Below are 20,115 nucleotides of genomic sequence, written 5' to 3'. Positions count from 1 at the left end.
TCGATTTTATTGATTTTTTTTTAGTTGTTTCCCGGTGCAAAAGGAAATTTTAATGACTTGAAATATTCTAAGCTTTGTGACGGTTTTTCAACTCCTTCAGGTAGTTCTTTTTGAGAATATTGTTTAAAATAAAGTAAACAGGCATCTCTCCACCATTTTGCTTCCTTATGTTGAATAGACAAAAGCATTTGTACTTCCTTAAATCGTACTTCATCAAGATAAGGTTCCATTTTGTCCCAGGTTTTTTGCATAGTTGCTACTTGATTTACCCCTTCTTGGTATTTATAGGCTAAAGCATTCCAAAGAGATTCTCCATTTTTTAATTGATAATCCCATGGCAAATGATGAAACCATAATAAATATTTTTCTGGGCAACTATTAACGTCATTGAATTGTTTGGCAAGTTCAGCCGAATATTGTGCTGTTGCATTACTACCTTTTGTTGTTCGGTCAAAACCTATCCCATTAGTATCCGCTTTATGATAGTAAACTGGATTCCACTCAGGACGGTTTAAATTGCTAACCCATGGACCTGGACCATAATGATGTCCTGTGTCCATGATGTGATGCAAACCAAGGGGTGTCATGTAATTAACTACAGCTTCTCTTGAGTCTAGCATCATTTTTTTTACTTCTGTAATAAATTGACTATTATTAGAAAAAGTCATGCGCAACCATTCTTCGGCAATTTCAGCGGAATCTAAATAAGGATTCCAAGCTAATCGCCCAAATCCATACCAATTAGCTTGACCAAAGGGATGCCCAGTCCAGTTAAGGTCACTCCCTATATTTGCAACTCCAGCGATGCCTGATAATTGATGATTATCGAGTGTTCCATCTACAATTTTAGCAACAGTAGCGCTTTTTCCTTTACTGTAGGTATCTTCTTCTAATGTTTCTTGGAATAATTTAGGTAGAAATACTAGGTGTGTACTAAAACCTAAATATTCTTGAGTAATTTGAAATTCCATCATTAAAGGTGTTTTTGGCATAGCACCAAATAGGGGATGAAATGGTTCTCTAGGTTGAAAATCTATAGCGCCGTTTTTAACTTGTACCATAACATTAGCTCTAAATTTTCCATCATAGGGAACAAATTCACTGTAAGCCTGCTTTGCTCTATCAGAAACATCATGCTCAGAATAAACAAAAGCCCTCCACATGACAATCCCACCAAAAGGGGCTACAGCATCGGCTAACATATTTGCACCGTCTACGTGATTACGACCATAATTTTGTGGACCAGGTTGTCCTTCAGAATTGGCTTTTACTAAAAACCCGCCAAAATCAGGGATAGATTTATAGATTTCCTTTGCTTTATTTTTCCACCATTGCTGTACTTCTGGATCCATAGGATCAGCTGTTTTTAGCTTCCCAATTTCTATAGGTGCCGAAAATCGCGCCGTTAGATATACCTTAATTCCGTAAGGTCTGAAGGTGTTTGCTAGCTCAGTTACTTTTTCCAGATATTGGGGAGTTAGTATCAGTGCATTGGCATTTACATTGTTTAAAACGGTACCATTAATACCTATCGACGCATTTGCTCTGGCATAATCAAGGTAGCGTTGGTCAATATAATCAGGTAATTTTTGCCAATTCCATATTGAAGAACCGGCATATCCACGTTCAACAGACGCATTTAAATTATCCCAATGATTTAGGATTCGAAGTTTTGTTTTAGGTGCTTCAACAATATTTATATTTTGTATGCTTTGATTGGTTTGTAGGACTCTTAAAAAGTGAAAACTTCCATACAATAGTCCTACATCACTTTTGGCTGTTATAACAATTTGACTTTTATTATTTGTAGTGATTTTTTTGATGCAATAGCCTTCCTCGTTTATTTTATCAATATCCGCTTTGAGCTTTTGTTGTAATTCTTTATTTAAAGAGGAGAAGTTACCTAATACGAGATTATTTTCGAATGCATTTGTATTTTGTACCGTAATTTTTTTGCCTACTATTCCTTTTAACCCTTTTTGAAGTTCATCGGTTGCAATTTGAATTGTTTTACTGTTTCCTGTAACATTGATACTTTGAATACTTTTTAAATACTCCGATTGCAGTTTTGAGTTTTGAATTTGAGAATACTGAAGCCATAAATTATAGTCTGCTTGCGCAAAGACACCTTGAGTAAACACAAATATGAAAATACTTGCTAAGTGCTTGATTATATTTGGTGTAGCTATTAACTTTAATTTCATTGGTTTTATTCGTTTCGGTTCCTTTTTTATTAGTAGAAAAAAAAGGAAGGAGTTATAATTTTTTGATATACTTTCGAAAATATATTTGCAATCGGTTGCGTAAAAGTATAACTTTGTGTTATAATAAAAAAATTTTAGAGAATTTTTTTTGTTACAATAAAAAAAATAATACAAATCAATTAAAAATGTAAATTATGGCAAGATTTAAGAATGATTTTTTATGCGTGTTATTGCTGTTTGTAATTTTCTCAGTAAGAGGTCAAAATACAAATAAACAAATCGAATCATTTCCTTTTAATAACCCTAAATTGTCGGTTGATGCAAGGATAAAAGACTTGATTTCTCGATTAAGCTTGGAGGAGAAGATTGCTCAAATGATGAATAGCACTCCTGAAATCAAAAGATTAAATATCCCGCCATATGATTACTGGAATGAAGCCTTACATGGTGTAGGTCGTTCAGGAGTTGCCACCGTTTTTCCTCAAGCTATAGGATTAGGGGCTACATTTGATACTGATTTGGCGTTACGTGTTTCTACAGCAATTTCAGATGAGGCAAGAGCCATGTATAATGTTTATAAATCAAAAGGGAATTATTCAAGATATAGTGGTTTAACTTTTTGGACGCCTAATATCAATATTTTTAGAGACCCTAGATGGGGAAGAGGGCAAGAAACCTTTGGTGAAGATCCTTTTTTAACAGCGCAAATAGGGACTGCTTTTGTGAAAGGTTTGCAAGGCGATAATCCTAATTTTTTAAAAACTGCCGCTTGTGCTAAACACTTTGCTGTGCATAGCGGACCTGAGAAAGTTAGACATAGTTTCAATGCAGGTGCTACGCCTAAAGATTTATGGGAGACATATTTACCGGCATTTCAAGCATTAGTGGAAGCTAAGGTAGAATCGGTAATGTGTGCTTATAATAGTACTAATGGGGAACCTTGTTGTTCAAATAAATATTTAATTAGCGATGTTTTAAAAAAGCAATGGAATTTTAAAGGACATATCGTAACAGATTGTGGAGCTATTGAAGATTTTTATGTTACTAAAGATAAAGGAGGTCATGGTTTTTCTAAAGATGTTGCTGAAGCAGCAGCGCTAGTTGTTAAAAGTGGGGTTGGGTTAAATTGTGGTGATTCTTTTTATGCTTTATCTGATGCAGTTAAAAAAGGTTTTATCACTGAAAAAGAAATTGATGTTGAGCTAGCAAATTTACTTAGAACACGATTCAAACTTGGATTATTTGATCCAATGGGAAGTAATCCTTATGATGCTATTTCCTATCAAGTTGTGAATAGTCCTTCCCATAGAGCTTTATCTAAAGAAGTGGCTTTAAAGAGTATGGTTTTGTTAAAGAATAATGGCGTTTTACCGCTAAAGAATAATCTTCAAAGGTATTTTGTAACTGGACCAAATGCATCTAATATCGAGGTGCTTTTAGGAAATTATCATGGTATTAACCCAGAGATGGTTACCATTTTAGAGGGAATTACTGCTGCAATTAGTCCGGAGAGCCAATTAGAATATCGATTAGGAGCAATGCTTAATAAGCCTTCTATCAATCCTATTAACTATGCAACAGGAAATGCTAGAAGTAGTGATGTTACGATTGTAGTTTTAGGTGTTTCAAGTACCTTAGAAGGAGAAGAAGGAGATTCTATTGATTCGGACACAGCTGGAGACAGATTGGATTATGACTTGCCAAAAAATCAAATTGAATATTTGAGAGATTTAAGAAAGACCGCAGATAAGAATCCTGCTAATAAAAAACCAATTGTTGCTGTGGTAACAGGAGGCAGTCCAATGAATTTGTCAGAGGTTCAAGAATTTGCCGATGCAGTTTTGTTAGTATGGTATCCTGGTGAAGAAGGAGGAAATGCAGTTGCAGATGTTCTTTTTGGTAAAGTGGCACCATCGGGAAAATTACCTATAACATTTCCAAAATCGTTGAGTCAGTTGCCACCTTTTGAAGATTATTCAATGAAAGGCAGAACGTATAAATATATGAACGTAGATCCAATGTATCCTTTTGGTTTTGGATTAAGTTATACTACTTTTTCGTATAGTGATGCTTCAGTTTCGGCAAAAAGTATTTCTAAAAATGAATCAGTAGTAGTTTCGGTTAAAGTCACAAATACAGGAAAGCAAGCTGCCGAAGAGGTGGTTCAATTGTATATTTCGGATTTAAAAGCTTCGGTAGACGTACCTAATTTTCAATTGAATAACATGCAACGTATTTCATTAAATGTAGGAGAAACTAAAGAAGTACGTTTTACGTTAAGCCCTAAAGCCTTTGAATTGGTTAAAAACGATGGTACTAAAATCATAGAAGCAGGAGATTTTAAAATTTATATTGGTGGTTCTAGTCCAATGAAAAGGAGTTTTGAGTTAGGGGCTCCTCAAATGCAAGAGATTACTGTTTCTGTAAAATAAACAGATTATTTGGTTAAACAAAAAAACTCATTGAATGCATAAGCTACAATGAGTTTTTTTTTATGTAGGAAATTTGAAAATTAAATTCTTTTTGATGATTCTCTTACCAATACTTCAGTGTTTAAAAAAGTGATTTCTTTTACTTCATCTTTTTTCTTGGTTGATTTGATATTTTTCAAAATAATTTCGGCCGAAGCCTTTCCCATTTTGGAGGCTGGGTGAGATATTGTTGAGATATTGGGATCTATAATTTCTGAAATTGGGTCGTTGTTAAATCCTATAACGGCTATGTCTTGTGGGATTTTTAAACCTCTTTTTTTAGCTGTTTGAACAGCACTCACCGCAATAATATCTCCCGAGGCAAATATGCCATCAGGAATAGGGTTTAAGTCCAATAGTTTATTGCTTGCTTTAACACCGTCTTTGTAAGTTACCGATTTTAAATCTACAATAAGTTCTTCATCTACAGGAAGATTATGTTCTTTTAATGCGTCGATGTAGCCTCTTCTTCTTTCACTATATAGATTTCCAAACTCGGAACCAGCAGTAAGATGAGCTATACGAGTACAGCCTTGTTCAATAAGGTGTTTGGTCGCTTTATAACCAGCAGAATAGTTATCGATAATTACACGAAAGGTATTGAAGTTTTTAGGAACCCTATCCACAAAAACCAGTGGAATATTATTAGCTACAAATTGTTGAAAATGCGAAGTATCAGTGGTTTTCATGGCTAATGAACAAATAACCCCACTTACTCTACTGCTGTATAATGACTTAGCCATACTCACTTCTGCCTCGTAGGAGTCATTAGATTGCATGATGATAACGTTGTATCCAGATTTTTGAGCAGTAATTTCGATACCACTAATTAAAGAAGAAAGAAAGGGTTGTGTAACCGTAGGAATTAAAACCCCAATGGTTTGGGTTTTATTACCTCTTAATCCAGCTGCTAGCGAATTGGGAACATATCCCATTTCTTCGGCAACCATTTTTACTTTTTTTATGGTTTTTTCGCTTATTGAGGGATGATCTTTTAAAGCTCTGGAAATGGTAGAAGTTGCTAATTTTAATCTTTCAGCAATATCGTATATGGTGACATCTTTATTTTCTTCCATAGATTTGAATCAATTATAATCAAATATACATTTTTTAAAGGTAATTTTTCCTTTGCGATATTTTTAGTTTTTGTTGTATTTTTTTTTAATTTTGATATAATGCTATCCTAAACTTTTATTATTCTAAAAAAATCGTTCAAAGAAGTACTTAAATTTAGTACGATTTAAAACAAAAATACCAAAAAAAACAATCGATTGCTGTTATTTCTTTTCATAAAATAGAAATCGTACTATTTACAAAACAAAAAATCATTAAACTACTGAAAAACAGTATGTTTAAGGGTTTTATTTGTGACCTCTAAAACACAAATTTCAAATCATTTTCTACATGTTTTAAAGTAGTAGTTTGTTTTTAAATACAAGTTGTAATATAGTTTAAAATTTAAAAAGTAATTTTTGTACTTATTTACTTGAAATCATTTGTGTTGTATTAAAAAGTCAGATTCAGGTTAAAAAGTTGTATTTTTTTATACATTTGTGGTTAAAGCTAAAGTTTTTAATTTTCATCAAAATTGAAATAATTATCCCTTTAAAAATATATGGCTTAATTATATTATAATAAAGTAATATACTTTCAACTTTTTGACTCATTCGGTTTACTTAGATAAATATCTAAAATCACTTTGTAATTTTTTTTAAATTTTTGAAAATCTATGTTAAGAATAAATATCATAGCATCAATATTATTATTGAGTTATTTGTTTACTTCATGTAATTCCTCTAATGAAAAAACAGAAACCATTTCTATAGGTTTTTCACAATGCATAAATAATGATTTATGGAGAAAATCCATGGATCATGCTATGGAAGTCGAAGCATCCCTCCACCCAAATGTTAAGTTGACTATTTATAATTCCGATCGTAAAGTAAAAAAACAGATTGAGGATGTTGAGAAAATGATTGAACAAAATATGGACGTTATAATAGTTGCTCCATATGAATCTGATTCAATAATTCCTGTAATTGAGAAAGCAAATCGAAAAGGAATTCCTGTTATTGTTGTTGATAGAAAAGTAAATACCTTAAATTATGCAGCTTTTTTAGGAGCTGATAATGTTGAAGTAGGTAAACTTGCGGGTAAGCAAATCGTTTCTTTATCAAAAGGAAATGCAACAGTTGTTGAAATTAGAGGTGAAATAGAAACTAACCCTGGTATTGAGCGTAGTAAAGGTTTCAAACAAATTTTAGACAAATTTCCCGGTATACATAAAATAAGTATTGATGCTGATAATTTTAATACGCCTAACAGTAAGTTTGTCAAAATCTTAGATAGCTTACCTAAAATAGATTATGTTTTTGCATTCAACGATGTTATAGCTTATAATGCATGGAAAATAGCAAAAGAGCAAAAACCAAATAATAAAATTAAGTTTATTGGTGTTGACGGACTTAATGGCCCTAATGGCGGTTTGGAATTTGTAAAAGAAGGTGTTCTTGCAGGAACCATTTTATATCCTACTGGTGGTGCTGAAGCTATAAAATTAGCTTTAAAAATTATAAATAAAGAAATTGTTCCTAAAAATAACAAGCTCAATACTACATTAATTGATACTCTAAATGCAGAAATAATGAGTAGTCAATTTGATAAAATATCACTTCAACAATCTGATATTGAAAATCAACAACACTTTATTAAAGAACAATTAGAAAAATATAGTAGTCAGAGTACTCTTTTAAAGGCTCTAATTGTTTTGAGTCTTATTATCTTTTTATTTGCTGTCCATAGTATCTATTCCCGAATAATAATAAGTAAGAAAAAGAAAGAACTTGAAGTCACAAATGCTAAAATTATTAGTCAGCGAAATGAAATTGAAAACTTTGCTGAAGAAATAAAAAGAAGAAATGAGATAAGACTCAATTTTTTCACCGGGCTTTCGCATGAATTTAAAACTCCATTAACCTTAATCATGAGTTCAACAGAATCCTTGATTGAAGATGATAAAATTAAAGATTCAAAGCTTATTGATGAAGTAAAATTAATCTACAAAAACTCTAATCGCTTATTGCGATTAATCAATCAATTATTGGATTTTAGAAAAGTTGAAGAACAAAAATTTACATTAAGAGCCTCGAATACAAAAATTTATGAATTCACCAATGAAGTTATGACTAATTTCAAAGGAGAGGCAACACGCAGAAATATTGAATTTCAACTTAATTGTAAGAATAAAAATTTAGAGTTGTTTATTGATAGAGGATTAATGGATAAAGTTTATTTTAATTTACTTTCCAATGCGTTTAAATTTACTCCCGATAATGGCAAAATAAACATTACTATAATTGAAAATCAAGATAACACAGTTAAAATAAGTTTTAAAGATTCTGGAATTGGTATACCAGATGATGAAATATCAAATGTTTTTAAACCCTTTTTTAGAGCCTCAAATAACAACAAAAACAGTTCAGGAATTGGACTGCATTTATCAAAAGAATTTATTTTATTACATCAGGGGAAAATGGATATTAAATCCAAACAAGGAAGTGAATTTATCATCACATTATTAAAAGGGAATAAACATTTGAAACCATCTGAAATTATTCAAAATGTGGATAATTTAAAATTAAGTCAAAATTTAATCACAGATAATTTAGAACCTGAATTTGATTTGAAAGATTTTAATATGGTTACAGATTCAGAAAAGCACACTATTTTATTAGTAGAAGATAACAATGATTTAGTTTCCTTTTTGCAATCAAAATTATCGCATGAATATATGGTTTATAGTTCAGATGGGAGTGATGCAGTTGAAAAAGCCATGGATATTGTTCCTGATATCATTATATGTGATATTAATTTAGTGGATAAGGATGGCTATGAAATAAGTAAAGTGTTAAAAAAGGATTTACGTACCTCACATATTCCTATAATTATATTAACGGCACAAAGTAATAAAGAATCTATTTTGAAAGGGTTACAGAGTGGTGTAGATCAATACTTGACTAAGCCTTTCAGTCTATCAATTTTGAAACAATCTATCTCAAGTTTGCTTTTTAACAGAGAAAAACTTAGATACTATTATACTAATAACATTTATCGCGTAGAACCCGAATCAAAATTTGGCAACCAGGAACAGACTTTTATTACAAAAATGAATGAAATCATTACGAGTAATGTTGAAAATCCTAAATTTTCGGTAGAGGATTTAGCCGACAAAATGAATGTATCAAGAGTTCAATTATATAGAAAGGTAAAAGCAATAATAGGAATTAACATTAGTGATCATATTAATAATATTAAATTAGAAAAAGCTGCCGAGCTTTTGAAGTCTAATGAAATGAACATTTCAGAGATTGCCTATTCACTTGGATTCTCTTCTCCAAATTACTTTTCTACTGCTTTTAAGAATAAATTTGGAATTTCACCTAAAGAATACAAATCATCATTATAAGAACATATAAAAACAAACCTATTTAAGGTAACAATTTTATACTTAAAGTAACAAAATCGAAACTATAAGGATTTCGTTGATAGTTTATATTAATGTAAATCCTTTGAAAACAAAGAGTTTGTACTTGAAATATCAAACCAATATTAATTACAGAAATAAATTGTAACATCATTAAAAATAAGTTGCTTTTTTTACGAATATCTTAGCAAAACATTTTTAATACATGTACAATGAATAAGATACTACTTTGGTCTGTTACTGCTGCACTGGCAGGTTTTCTTTTCGGTTTTGATACCGTTGTTATTTCTGGCGCTGATAAACAACTACAGCAACTTTGGCATTCTTCTGATGCATTTCATGGAACTGTAGTTATGGCAATGGCGTTATGGGGTACCGTTATAGGTGCTATTTTTGGAGGAGTTCCTACTAATAAAATTGGTCGTAAAAAAACTTTATTTTGGATTGGAATTTTGTATTTCATTTCAGCTGTTGGAGCCGCTTTTGCTAATGATCCATATGTTTTTGCTGCATTCAGATTTATAGGAGGTTTAGGTGTTGGAGCTTCAACAATAGCGGCACCTGCTTATGTTTCCGAAATTGCACCAGCTGATAAACGCGGACGTTTGGTTGCTCTGTATCAGTTTAATATTGTTTTAGGTATTTTAATTGCTTTTGTTTCCAATTATTTCTTGAAAGATATAGGTGAAAATGCCTGGCGATGGATGGTGGGTGTTCAAGCTATCCCTTCTTTTATTTACATACTTTTTATAATTACAATTCCTGAAAGTCCAAGATGGTTATTGTCCCGAAATAGAGATGATGAAGCTAAAAAAGTTTTATTTGAAATTGATCCTAAAGCAAGTATTAAAGACTTAATGGATGATTCAAGAGAAAATGGTGTAACAAAGCATGAAAATATCTTCATGAAAAAGTATCGTTTCCCATTATTGCTCGCTTTTTTAATCGCTTTCTTTAATCAATTTTCTGGAATTAACGCCTTTTTATATTATGCTCCAAGAATTTTTGAAGAAGCAGGATTAGGTCAAAACACAGCCTTGTTGAGTAGTATAGGAATCGGAATAACAAACCTTATTTTTACTCTAGTAGGTGTTTCATTAATAGATAAATTAGGAAGAAAAGTATTGATGTATATTGGTTCAGTGGGTTATATCATTTCATTGGGCTTGGTTTCAGCAGCTTTTTATTTTAATTGGGGAGGTTTGTCTGTTCCTATTTTTCTTTTCTTATTCATTGCATCACATGCTATAGGTCAAGGGGCTGTAATTTGGGTATTTATTTCTGAAATTTTTCCTAACCATATTCGTGCATCGGGACAGGCATTTGGGAGTTCTGTACATTGGGTTTTGGCAGCAATAATTCCTTCTTTAATACCGATGTTATTCTCTGAAATTGGCCCATCAATTGTATTTTTAATATTTACCTTAATGATGGTTTTACAACTACTTTTTGTAATGTTTTTAATGCCCGAAACTAAAGGAATTTCTCTAGAAATATTAAGTGAAAATTTAACTAATAAAAATGTCAACAAAAATGAAATTAAAGAAACATCGACTGCTGATATTTTGTAGTTCTCTAATTCTGACTTTAGGAAGTTGTAAAAATTCATCAGGTATAGCGCAAAAGTTAATTGATAAGACAATTACTGAAGAAGAAATAATGTACCGACCAAATTTTCATTTCACTCCTCAAAAAGGATGGATGAATGATCCAAACGGAATGTTTTTCTTAGACGGAACCTATCATTTGTATTATCAATATTATCCTGATGGGAATATTTGGGGGCCTATGCACTGGGGGCATGCTACAAGTAAAGATATGATTCAATGGAAAGAGCAAGCAATAGCTATTTATCCTGATAACAACAAATACATATTTTCAGGAAGCGCTGTTGTTGATACAAATAATACTTCGGGTTTTAAAAATGGAAAATCGACTCCTATTGTGGCAATATATACTTTACATGATATGGACAAGGAAAAAGAAGGAAAGATAGATACAGAACAACAGGATATTGCTTTTTCTAACGATAATGGTTTTACCTGGCAAAAATTTGATGAGGGCAATCCAGTAATTAAAAATCCAGAAATTCGAGATTTTCGTGATCCTAAAGTAACATGGGATGAAGTACATAAGCAATGGATAATGGTTCTAGCTGCACAAAATAAAGTGCAGTTTTATAAATCGTCAAATCTTATAAATTGGGAATTTATTTCTGATTTTGGAAATAACATCGGAGCTCATGGAGGTACTTGGGAATGTCCTGATTTTTTTGAAATGAAAGTAGAAGGTTCTAATGAAACCAAATGGGTCTTGATTCAAAGTTTAAATCCAGGTGGTGCAAATGGTGGTTCCGGAACGCAATATTTTATAGGTGATTTTGACGGAACTCATTTTGTATTAGATTCTAATTTTTCAAAAAAAGTAAAAAATGGACAAGCAGTATGGATTGACTACGGAAAAGACAATTATGCGGGAGTAACTTGGAACAATATTCCGAGTACTGATGGACGAAAACTATTTATTGGATGGATGTCTAATTGGAATTATTCACAGCAGGTTCCCACATTTGGTTGGAGAGGAAGTACAACTATTGCTCGTGAAATTCGATTAATTAATAAATCGAATAACTATTATTTAGTAAGTAATCCTGTTAAGGAACTCAATAACTATATTTCAAAAACAATTAAAAAGAAAAGCCTAATTGATAAAGAAAAAGTAGTTATAGTAAAACCGAAAGAAATTGATTTAACTCAAGCTATCATAGAATTCAATTTGAAAAATATTAAAGAAGATAACTATCAATTTACTCTTTCAAATGAAATTGGAGAGCACCTTACTTTTGGAATAAATACAGTAGACAACTACCTTTTTATTGATCGTTCTATATCGGGTAAAATTGATTTTTCAGAAAAATTTGCTTCCTCAATTAGTAAAGCAACCATAGATAGAAATCAAAAAGAGGCCACATTTAAAATTATATTAGACAAAACATCTATCGAATTATTTTATAACAACGGTGAAAAAGTAATGACCGAAATATTTTTTCCCAATAAACCTTTTATTACTCTTTCTGCTTCTTCGAAAGAAGGAATTGTATTGAGTACTATTTTAATAAACCAACTAAAAACTAACCAAAAAAATTAATGTATGAAAAGTAGAATTTTATTTTTTCTGTTTCTCTTTCTTCCTCTGATTATAAACGCTCAGGAAGTAGGAATTAAAGGAAAGGTACTCTCATCAGATGATGGATTACCATTACCAGGAGCCACAATTCAAATTTCTGGGACAAACATAAGTACAACAACAGATCTGGATGGTGAATTTACATTATCAAAAGTAAATTCAGACGCGACTCTTGTTGCTTCTTTTATTGGATATGCTACTCAATGGATTCAAGTAAAAGATCAAAAAAATATCACTATCACATTGAGATTGGATGACAATAAACTTAATGAGGTAGTTGTAACAGGATATTCTGCTCAAAAGAAAAGTGATATTACTGGAGCCGTTGCTGTTGTAGACATGAAGGATTTAATGAAACAAACGGAACCCAATCCAATAAAAGCTTTACAAGGAAGAGTTTCTGGTGTAAAAATTTCTTCAGATGGTTCTCCTAGTGGAGGAAATACTAAAATTGTGATTCGTGGTGTAGGTACATTAAATAATACAGATCCTTTGTATGTAATTGATGGAATGCCAACAAAATCAGGAATGCATGAATTGAATCCTAATGATATTGAATCTATTCAAGTTTTAAAAGATGCTTCTTCTGCCAGTATTTATGGTTCTCGTGCTTCTAATGGAGTAATTATTATTACGACCAAAAAAGGAAAAGCAGGTAAAATGAGAATTAACTTCAGTTCATATGCTTCTTTCTCTGATTACGCTAGAAAATTAAGTGTAATGAATACGGAGCAATTTGGAAAAGCACTTTGGCAAGCAAATATCAATGATGGTTTAAATCCTAATAACAATAATTTACGTTACCAATTTGATTGGTCAGTTGTTGATAATAAACCACAATTAAATAAAATATTAGTACCTGAATATTTGGACACCAATCAAACTTTGAAATCATCAAATACCGATTGGTATGATGCCATTTCTCAAACTGGTGTAGCTAATTCCTATGATCTATCTGTTTCTAATGCTTCTGAAAAAGGAAACTATGTTTTTTCATTAGGATATTATGGTAATAAAGGTGTTGTGAAAACAACTGACTTTGAACGAATTTCTGCCAGAATGAATAGCTCTTATAAATATTTTGATGATAAATTGGTAATAGGTGAAAATTTTACTTTGAACCGCACTAATGAAGTGACTGATCCAGGTGTTTTAGATCCAGCTCTTCGAGCTTTACCCTTAATTCCTGTTCGTACAGTTGATGGAAAAGGATGGGGAGGTCCTGTGGGAGGAATGAACGACAGACAAAATCCTGTTCGCCTTTTAGAATACAATAAAGACAATAAATACGATTATTTGCGTCTATTTGGAAATATGTATGCCGATTTAGAATTGATGAAAAATTTACACATCAAATCAAGTTTTGGTATTGATTATGGTTTTTATAAAAAGAGAAATCTACAAAGAAGTTACCAATCGGGTTATTTGCAAAATGATCAAACATCTGTTACTATCGATCAGTCTGTAAGTGATAAATGGACATGGACGAATACTGCTGCTTACAATTTAAATTTTGGTAAAAATACTTTGAATTTAATTGCAGGTACCGAAATGTATAAAGAAGTATTTGACAATACTACATTACGTAAAAACGACTTTTTAATTGAAACTCCTGATTATATGTATCCAGATGCAGGTACTGGAGAATCTTTTACTAGTGGTACATCAACTTCTTATACGTTACTATCATATTTTGGAAAAGCCGATTATGAATTTGATCAACGTTATTTGCTTTCAGCTACTATTCGTCGTGATGGTTCTTCTCGTTTTGGTAAAAACAATCAATTTGGAGTTTTTCCAGCAGTTTCTGCAGGTTGGAGAATTAGCAATGAAAATTTTATCAAAGATAAAGCTCCTGTATTTTCAGATTTAAAATTGAGAGCCGGTTGGGGACAAACTGGAAATCAGGAAATAAGTAACACTGCAATTTATTCTCTTTATTTGGCTAGTTATGCAGGAGGAAGTCCTACATGGGCTACTTCTTTTGGAACAGCTTATGATATTGCAGGAAACGGAAATGGTTTATTACCATCTGGTTTTATTGCTACTCAAGCAGGTAATGATGATTTAAAATGGGAAACAACTACACAAACCAACGTTGGTTTAGATTTTGGATTATTCAATCAAAAATTAAACGGTTCGGTTGATTATTATATCAAGAAAACAAAAGATATTTTGGTTTTACCTCCTTATCTAGGAGTAATTGGTGAAGGAGGAAATCGTTGGTTAAATGGTGCTTCGATGGAAAACCAAGGATGGGAATTTTCATTGGGTTATCATGATGAAACTTCATTTGGTTTGAAATATGATATTACGGCCAATTTATCGACTAACAAAAATAAAATCACTCAATTACCTGATGAAGTTAAAAACAACTATGGTGGTGACGGATTAAACGATAATATATTAGGACGTCCTATCAATTCCATGTACGGTTATGTTGCTGATGGGCTATTTAGAACTCAAGATGAGGTTGATCTAGCAGCAGAGCAACCAGGAAAAGGGCTTGGTCGTATTCGATTTAAAGATTTAAATGGAGATGGAGAGATTACGGATAAAGACAGAACATGGATTGGAAATCCAAATCCAGGATTACTTTACGGAATCAATGTAGGTCTAAGCTATAAGAATTTTGATTTTTCAACTTTTTGGGAAGGAGTAAGTAATGTAGATGTAATCAACTTTACAAAATACCAAACTGATTTTTGGAGTGTTGATGATGTGGGATCTAATAAAGGAACCCGTTTATTAAATGCATGGTCATTGGATAATCCAAACTCTACGATTCCAGCCTTAACTACTAATGATAAAAATGGAGAGTCTAGATTTTCATCTTATTATGTAGAAAATGGAAACTATTTAAAACTTCGTGTGCTTCAATTAGGGTATAATTTTCCAAAAGATTTACTTAAAAAATTAACCTTAGAGAGTTTTAGATTTTACATCAGTGGTCAAAATTTACTAATTATTGATGCTAAGAACTTTACAGGTGTTGATCCTGAAAATGCCGGATTTGGCTATCCACAACCAACCACTTTTACAGCTGGTTTTAATTTCACATTTTAATTAAAGATTAATTCAAAAACATGAAAAAGTTACTATATATATCTGTTTTATTAGTAGTAGGGACATTTACTTCCTGTTCTGATTTTCTTGATAATCAGCCACGCGGTGTTTTATCAGAAAGTGATATTGTTACCCCACAATCAATAGAGGGTTTTATGAATGCCGCTTATGCACAATTAGGAAATGATCATTATGATTCACCATACAGTTTATGGCCATTTGGGAATGTGCGTTCGGATGATGCTTATAAAGGCGGTAGTGGAACTAATGATATTCAAAATTTTCACTTTTTTGAAGTTTCTAATAATATCCGAACCGATTTTGGAGAGTTAGATTCCTTTTGGTACATCAGTTATGTAGGGGTTTCCAGAGTTAATAAAGCCCTAAAAGCATTGGAACAAATCTCTGAAGCTGAATATCCTTTAAAAAATACCAGAATTGCCGAAATGCGTTTTCTAAGAGGTCATTTTTATTTCATGCTAAAAATTATGTTTAGAAATGTCCCTTATATTACTGAAGATATTCCAGTTGAGGAATACAAAACTATTTCTAATAATGCACTTACTAATGAACAATTATGGGATAAGATTGCTGAAGATTTTCAAGCTGCAGCTACTGCATTACCTGAGACTCAACCTCAAGTAGGACGTGCAACAAAAAAAGCAGCTTACGCTTATTTAGCTAAAACTCGTTTGTATCAGGCTTATACTCAAGATGAAACCTATGCTGTAACAGGCGTGAATCAACAACATCTACAACAAGTAATTGAAGCTACTGACAAAGTAATTGGAAAAGCTAGTTTAGAACCTGATTTTTCTAATAACTTTTTACCGGGAAGTTACGAAAATGGCCCTGAAGCGCTTTTTTCAATTCAATTTTCTGATAATGACGGGACTTTATATGGAAGATTAAATTTTTCGGATGTGCTTTCAACTCCTCAAGGCTTAGGTTGTTGTGATTTTCACAAACCTAGTCAAAATTTAGTGAATGCTTTTAAAACAGCTGCTAATGGACTTCCTGAATTTGATACGTATAATAATTCAGATTTTGATTATAAAAACATTGATGCTAACACGGTTGATCCTAGATTGTATCATACAGTAGCTTTACCAGGTTTGCCCTATAAATACGATCCGGAATTTTTATATGTTGAGGCTTGGAATCGTTCTCCTGGAACTTATGGCTATTATGCTTCTTTAAAAGAAAATGTTGCTCCAAGTTGTTCTTGTGTGGTTAATATTGACCCTTTTTATGGTAATTCAAAAAACAGAATTCAAATTCGTTATGCGGATGTAATTTTAATGAGAGCGGAAGCTTTAATTGAATTAGGAAGACAAACTGAAGCTTTACCTTTAATTAATGATATTAGAAAAAGAGCATCAGAAAGTACCGGAAGACTTACTTATGTAAGCAATTTCAAAATTAGTTTATATGAGGATGGAGTTAATTGCAATTGGACACAGGATTTTGCCCGCAAAGCTTTACGTTGGGAAAGAAGATTAGAATTTGCAATGGAAGGTAGCCGCTTTTTTGATTTAGTGAGATGGGGAATTACAGATGAGGTAATGAATGCTTTTTATGATAAAGAAAAAACAAAACGAAGCTATTATCAAGATGCTTTTTTTGATGCTCATAAAGAAGAATATTGCCCAATTCCGTTGAAGCAAATTAATTTCAGCCAAGGTTTATACAAACAAAATAAAGGATATTAATTCATAACAAATATCAAAATGAAAAAAATTATAGTTAAGAATTGGACAAAATTGTCCTTGATATTTGCATTGTTCTTAGTGTTTACATCATGTGAAAATAGCTTTGATAGTGCAAATCTTGAACTAAACTCACCATCGGATGTTAATACTTTTAAAATTAATGGTGTTGCAGGTGAAATAGACCAAAAATTAGGAAAAATTACAGTGACTTTACCATATGGATCGGAGATAACTGCAGTTACTCCTGAGGTAATTTTGGAAGATGGAGCAACTTCAAATTTAAATACAAGTACACCGATTAATTTTTCAAGTGCTATTAAATTTCGAGTTATAAATGGTAACTTATATAAAGATTATACGGTTTCAGTTGTTGTATTAAGTCCAATAAAGAGTTTTAAAATTAATGGTGTTTCTGCTACTATCAATGATGTAAATAAAACTATTTCAATGGTACTTCCTGAAAATACTAATTTAACATCTTTAAATCCAGTTATTGAATTGACTCAAGGAGTATCTATATCTCCAAGTTCGGGTTCAACGATTGATTTTTCAAAACCAGTAACTTTTGTTATTACAGCTAATGGAAAATCGGTTAATTATACAGCTAATGTTGGAGTTCCGGTAACAGGCTTAGTTGTTGCTTTTATAGGAACTGCAGCCACAAGAAGTCAAATTACAAATATGGATGAGGTAACTGCTTCTAATTGGTTGTTTGAAAACTTTAATGGAGCTAAATATATTTCTTTTGATGAAATTGTTAATGGTGCGAGTTTGAGCGGCATAGATGTAATATGGTGGCACTTTGATTCAGCTACTAATTTACCTTCTGTTGCTTATAACCCAACTGTTACAACAGCTCTTAAAAATTACAGAGCAAACGGAGGTAATTTATTATTAACCACATTTGCTTCACAATATGTAGATGCTTTAGGTATTGTACCTTCTGGCAAAGGTCCTAATAATGTTTTTGGAGATTTTCTACCTAATGGTTTTGTAGATGGAAATTCTTGGGGTATGTCATTTGTAGGACATGAAAGCCACCCTATTTTTAATGGCTTAGTAACTTTTGAACCAGGTAAGGCCAATTTATTACAAAGTGGAACTTTTAGATTGAATCATACAGCATGGTGGTTTTTACCTGAATGGGGAGGTTATGTAAACGGTGAAGGTTGGAGAAACCAAACAGGAGGTATTAACCTTGCAAGTGAATCATGGGATAATGCATTAAATGGTAGAGTTACCATTGCAGAATGGCCTAATACAGGAACAGATAAAAATGTTGTTGTGATTTCTATGGGAGCTTATGATTGGTATAATGAAGCTAATAGTAATGGTGTTCCAAGTCAAGCAAATGAATTTATTACAAATATTAAGACCTTGACTCAAAATAGTATTAACTATTTAGCAGGTAAATAATTCAATTAAAATCAATACAATGAAAACTAAAAATATAATAACATTTGCGTCCATTTTTTTTTCATTATTATCTTGTAGTCAAGATGATAATTATATCGGAGGCTCAATTACGGGAGGAGATTCAACAATAACTGATATTTATCCCATTCCTCCATCATTATGGATTGATGGAGGAACAGAGCCCTATTATAGTGCAGGTTATACAGGTGATATTATGCCTTTTTTTGACAATGGTAAATTTCACATTTATTTCCTTCATGATGCCAAAAACAAACCGGATGGTAAAGGATTTCATGATATTCATGAGTTTTTAAGTACCGATTTAGCCCATTTTACCTATAAAGGTCAAATGATCCCTTATGGAAATACAACTCAAGCTGATTTTGGAGTTGGAACAGGTTCGGTAGTAAAAGTAGGTAATACCTATTATTTTTATTACACAGGTCACAATGGAATCCCCGCTTTTTTAGAATCCAATCCAAGAGAAAGTGTTTTATGCGCAACAAGTACAGATTTAAAGAATTGGACTAAAGTCTCCACTTTTAAAATAACGGCTCCAGCAGGTTATTATAATTATGACTTTAGGGATCCTCATGTGTTTTTTAATTCAGAATTGAATAAATATTCAATGTTAGTAAGTACACAAACGGAACCAGGTAGAAAAGCGGTTTTATTACATTTTACAACAGCTGATCCTGCATCGGGAAATTGGACAGTTCAAGCTCCGATTTACACTACAACTCCTCAAGAAAATTATTTAATGATGGAGTGTGCGGATGTCTTTAAAATGGGTAATTATTGGTACTTATTTTTCTCAGAAAACTGGAGTGGAGCTAAAGGAACGCATTATAGAATGGCAACTTCTCTAAATGGTCCTTGGATTACACCACAAAACGATCGAATTGATGGAGAATATTTTTATGCCGGAAAAACAGCTTCAGATGGAAATAAAAGATATGTTTTTGGATGGAATGCCAGAAAATCACCTGAGAATGATTTAGGTAATAAAGATTGGGCAGGAAATATGGTTATCCATGAATTAGTTCAAAATTCAGATGGAACTTTAGGTACTCAAGCACCACAATCAGTTAAAAACTTTTTTGGTAAAAATATTGCAATTGAGTCTACAGCAACCGAAGGAAATGTGAATTTTAGTAACAATACTTATACCTTAACAAGTACTTCAGATAAAGCAATGGTAACATTTAAACCTATTGGAAAAAGAGCAAAAATAAATGGAGAAGTTACATTAACAAATTCAACAGGTGTTTCAGGATTTGTTTTTCATACAAATAGTACAGGTGGCTACTATAAAATTGTAATGGATGTTACTAATGATGCTATTATTGGATATAATTCGGCTTCACAAGAAACAACAAGAATTCCATTTGATTTACAAGCGAATACCAAGTATAATGTTGAAATCATTTCTGAAGGAAGTGTAGTGGTATTTTATATTAATGGAAAAGTGGCTTTAACCAATCGTATTTACGGAAGAGAAAAGTACAGTTGGGGAATTTTAGCTCAAGGACAAAATTGTACTGTTTCACAACTTCAGGTTGTGCAACCTGAATAGA

The 20,115-nt window shown here is 32.1% G+C and carries 10 protein-coding genes; 8 read left to right on the top strand and 2 right to left on the bottom strand.

Annotated elements, in window-relative coordinates:
- Positions 1-20: 20 nt before the first annotated feature.
- Positions 21-2,204, bottom strand: coding sequence for an alpha-glucuronidase family glycosyl hydrolase (locus tag ACFPTQ_RS11845; protein ID WP_379777741.1), 2,184 nt, complete (start codon positions 2,202-2,204; stop codon positions 21-23).
- A gap of 194 nt (positions 2,205-2,398) precedes the next feature.
- Between ACFPTQ_RS11845 and ACFPTQ_RS11840 the strand changes: the two genes are divergently transcribed.
- Positions 2,399-4,636, top strand: a complete 2,238-nt coding sequence (locus tag ACFPTQ_RS11840) for a glycoside hydrolase family 3 C-terminal domain-containing protein (protein WP_379777740.1) — start codon at positions 2,399-2,401, stop codon at positions 4,634-4,636.
- A gap of 80 nt (positions 4,637-4,716) precedes the next feature.
- Here ACFPTQ_RS11840 and ACFPTQ_RS11835 read toward each other — a convergent pair whose 3' ends face one another.
- A complete protein-coding gene (locus ACFPTQ_RS11835) occupies positions 4,717-5,751 on the bottom strand; it encodes a LacI family DNA-binding transcriptional regulator (RefSeq protein WP_379777739.1) in 1,035 nt (344 codons plus the stop codon).
- 653 nt (positions 5,752-6,404) lie between these two features.
- Here ACFPTQ_RS11835 and ACFPTQ_RS11830 point away from each other — a divergent pair.
- The 7 genes from ACFPTQ_RS11830 (at position 6,405) to ACFPTQ_RS11800 (ending at position 20,114) form a co-directional block, all read left to right on the top strand.
- Positions 6,405-9,140 (top strand): substrate-binding domain-containing protein, encoded by a 2,736-nt coding sequence (locus ACFPTQ_RS11830; RefSeq protein WP_379777738.1) that lies wholly within the window; start codon positions 6,405-6,407, stop codon positions 9,138-9,140.
- A gap of 230 nt (positions 9,141-9,370) precedes the next feature.
- Entirely contained in the window at positions 9,371-10,729 is a 1,359-nt protein-coding gene (locus ACFPTQ_RS11825; RefSeq protein ID WP_379777737.1) for a sugar porter family MFS transporter, read from the top strand.
- A complete protein-coding gene (locus tag ACFPTQ_RS11820) occupies positions 10,692-12,305 on the top strand; it encodes a glycoside hydrolase family 32 protein (protein ID WP_379777736.1) in 1,614 nt (537 codons plus the stop codon). The genes ACFPTQ_RS11825 and ACFPTQ_RS11820 overlap by 38 nt, the downstream gene beginning before the upstream one ends.
- A gap of 3 nt (positions 12,306-12,308) precedes the next feature.
- Positions 12,309-15,410, top strand: a complete 3,102-nt coding sequence (locus ACFPTQ_RS11815; RefSeq protein ID WP_379777735.1) for a SusC/RagA family TonB-linked outer membrane protein — start codon at positions 12,309-12,311, stop codon at positions 15,408-15,410.
- A gap of 20 nt (positions 15,411-15,430) precedes the next feature.
- Complete coding sequence (locus tag ACFPTQ_RS11810) at positions 15,431-17,122, top strand: RagB/SusD family nutrient uptake outer membrane protein (RefSeq protein ID WP_379777734.1); 1,692 nt, start codon at positions 15,431-15,433, stop codon at positions 17,120-17,122.
- Positions 17,123-17,140: 18 nt separating this feature from the next.
- Positions 17,141-18,538 carry a DUF4960 domain-containing protein gene (locus tag ACFPTQ_RS11805; protein WP_379777733.1) on the top strand — a complete coding sequence of 466 codons (1,398 nt, stop codon included), beginning with the start codon at positions 17,141-17,143 and terminating at the stop codon, positions 18,536-18,538.
- Positions 18,539-18,557: 19 nt separating this feature from the next.
- Positions 18,558-20,114: a glycoside hydrolase domain-containing protein gene (locus ACFPTQ_RS11800; protein ID WP_379777732.1), complete on the top strand. Its 1,557-nt coding sequence runs from the start codon at positions 18,558-18,560 to the stop codon at positions 20,112-20,114.
- Position 20,115: the final 1 nt, after the last annotated feature.

Origin of the sequence: Flavobacterium sp. GCM10022190 (genome assembly GCF_042656445.1) — a bacterium.
Classification (GTDB): Bacteria; Bacteroidota; Bacteroidia; order Flavobacteriales; family Flavobacteriaceae; genus Flavobacterium; species Flavobacterium nitratireducens.
This window is presented reverse-complemented; position numbering and strand designations above follow the sequence as displayed.

What these genes read in the sequence shown, in the direction of transcription:
- ACFPTQ_RS11800 (WP_379777732.1), top strand. Translation starts at nt 18,558, where the DNA reads ATGAAAACTAAAAATATAATAACATTTGCGTCCATTTTTTTTTCATTA.
- ACFPTQ_RS11830 (WP_379777738.1), top strand. Translation starts at nt 6,405, where the DNA reads ATGTTAAGAATAAATATCATAGCATCAATATTATTATTGAGTTATTTG.
- ACFPTQ_RS11835 (WP_379777739.1), bottom strand. Translation starts at nt 5,751, where the DNA reads ATGGAAGAAAATAAAGATGTCACCATATACGATATTGCTGAAAGATTA.
- ACFPTQ_RS11820 (WP_379777736.1), top strand. Translation starts at nt 10,692, where the DNA reads ATGAAATTAAAGAAACATCGACTGCTGATATTTTGTAGTTCTCTAATT.
- ACFPTQ_RS11810 (WP_379777734.1), top strand. Translation starts at nt 15,431, where the DNA reads ATGAAAAAGTTACTATATATATCTGTTTTATTAGTAGTAGGGACATTT.
- ACFPTQ_RS11845 (WP_379777741.1), bottom strand. Translation starts at nt 2,204, where the DNA reads ATGAAATTAAAGTTAATAGCTACACCAAATATAATCAAGCACTTAGCA.
- ACFPTQ_RS11840 (WP_379777740.1), top strand. Translation starts at nt 2,399, where the DNA reads ATGGCAAGATTTAAGAATGATTTTTTATGCGTGTTATTGCTGTTTGTA.
- ACFPTQ_RS11815 (WP_379777735.1), top strand. Translation starts at nt 12,309, where the DNA reads ATGAAAAGTAGAATTTTATTTTTTCTGTTTCTCTTTCTTCCTCTGATT.
- ACFPTQ_RS11825 (WP_379777737.1), top strand. Translation starts at nt 9,371, where the DNA reads ATGAATAAGATACTACTTTGGTCTGTTACTGCTGCACTGGCAGGTTTT.
- ACFPTQ_RS11805 (WP_379777733.1), top strand. Translation starts at nt 17,141, where the DNA reads ATGAAAAAAATTATAGTTAAGAATTGGACAAAATTGTCCTTGATATTT.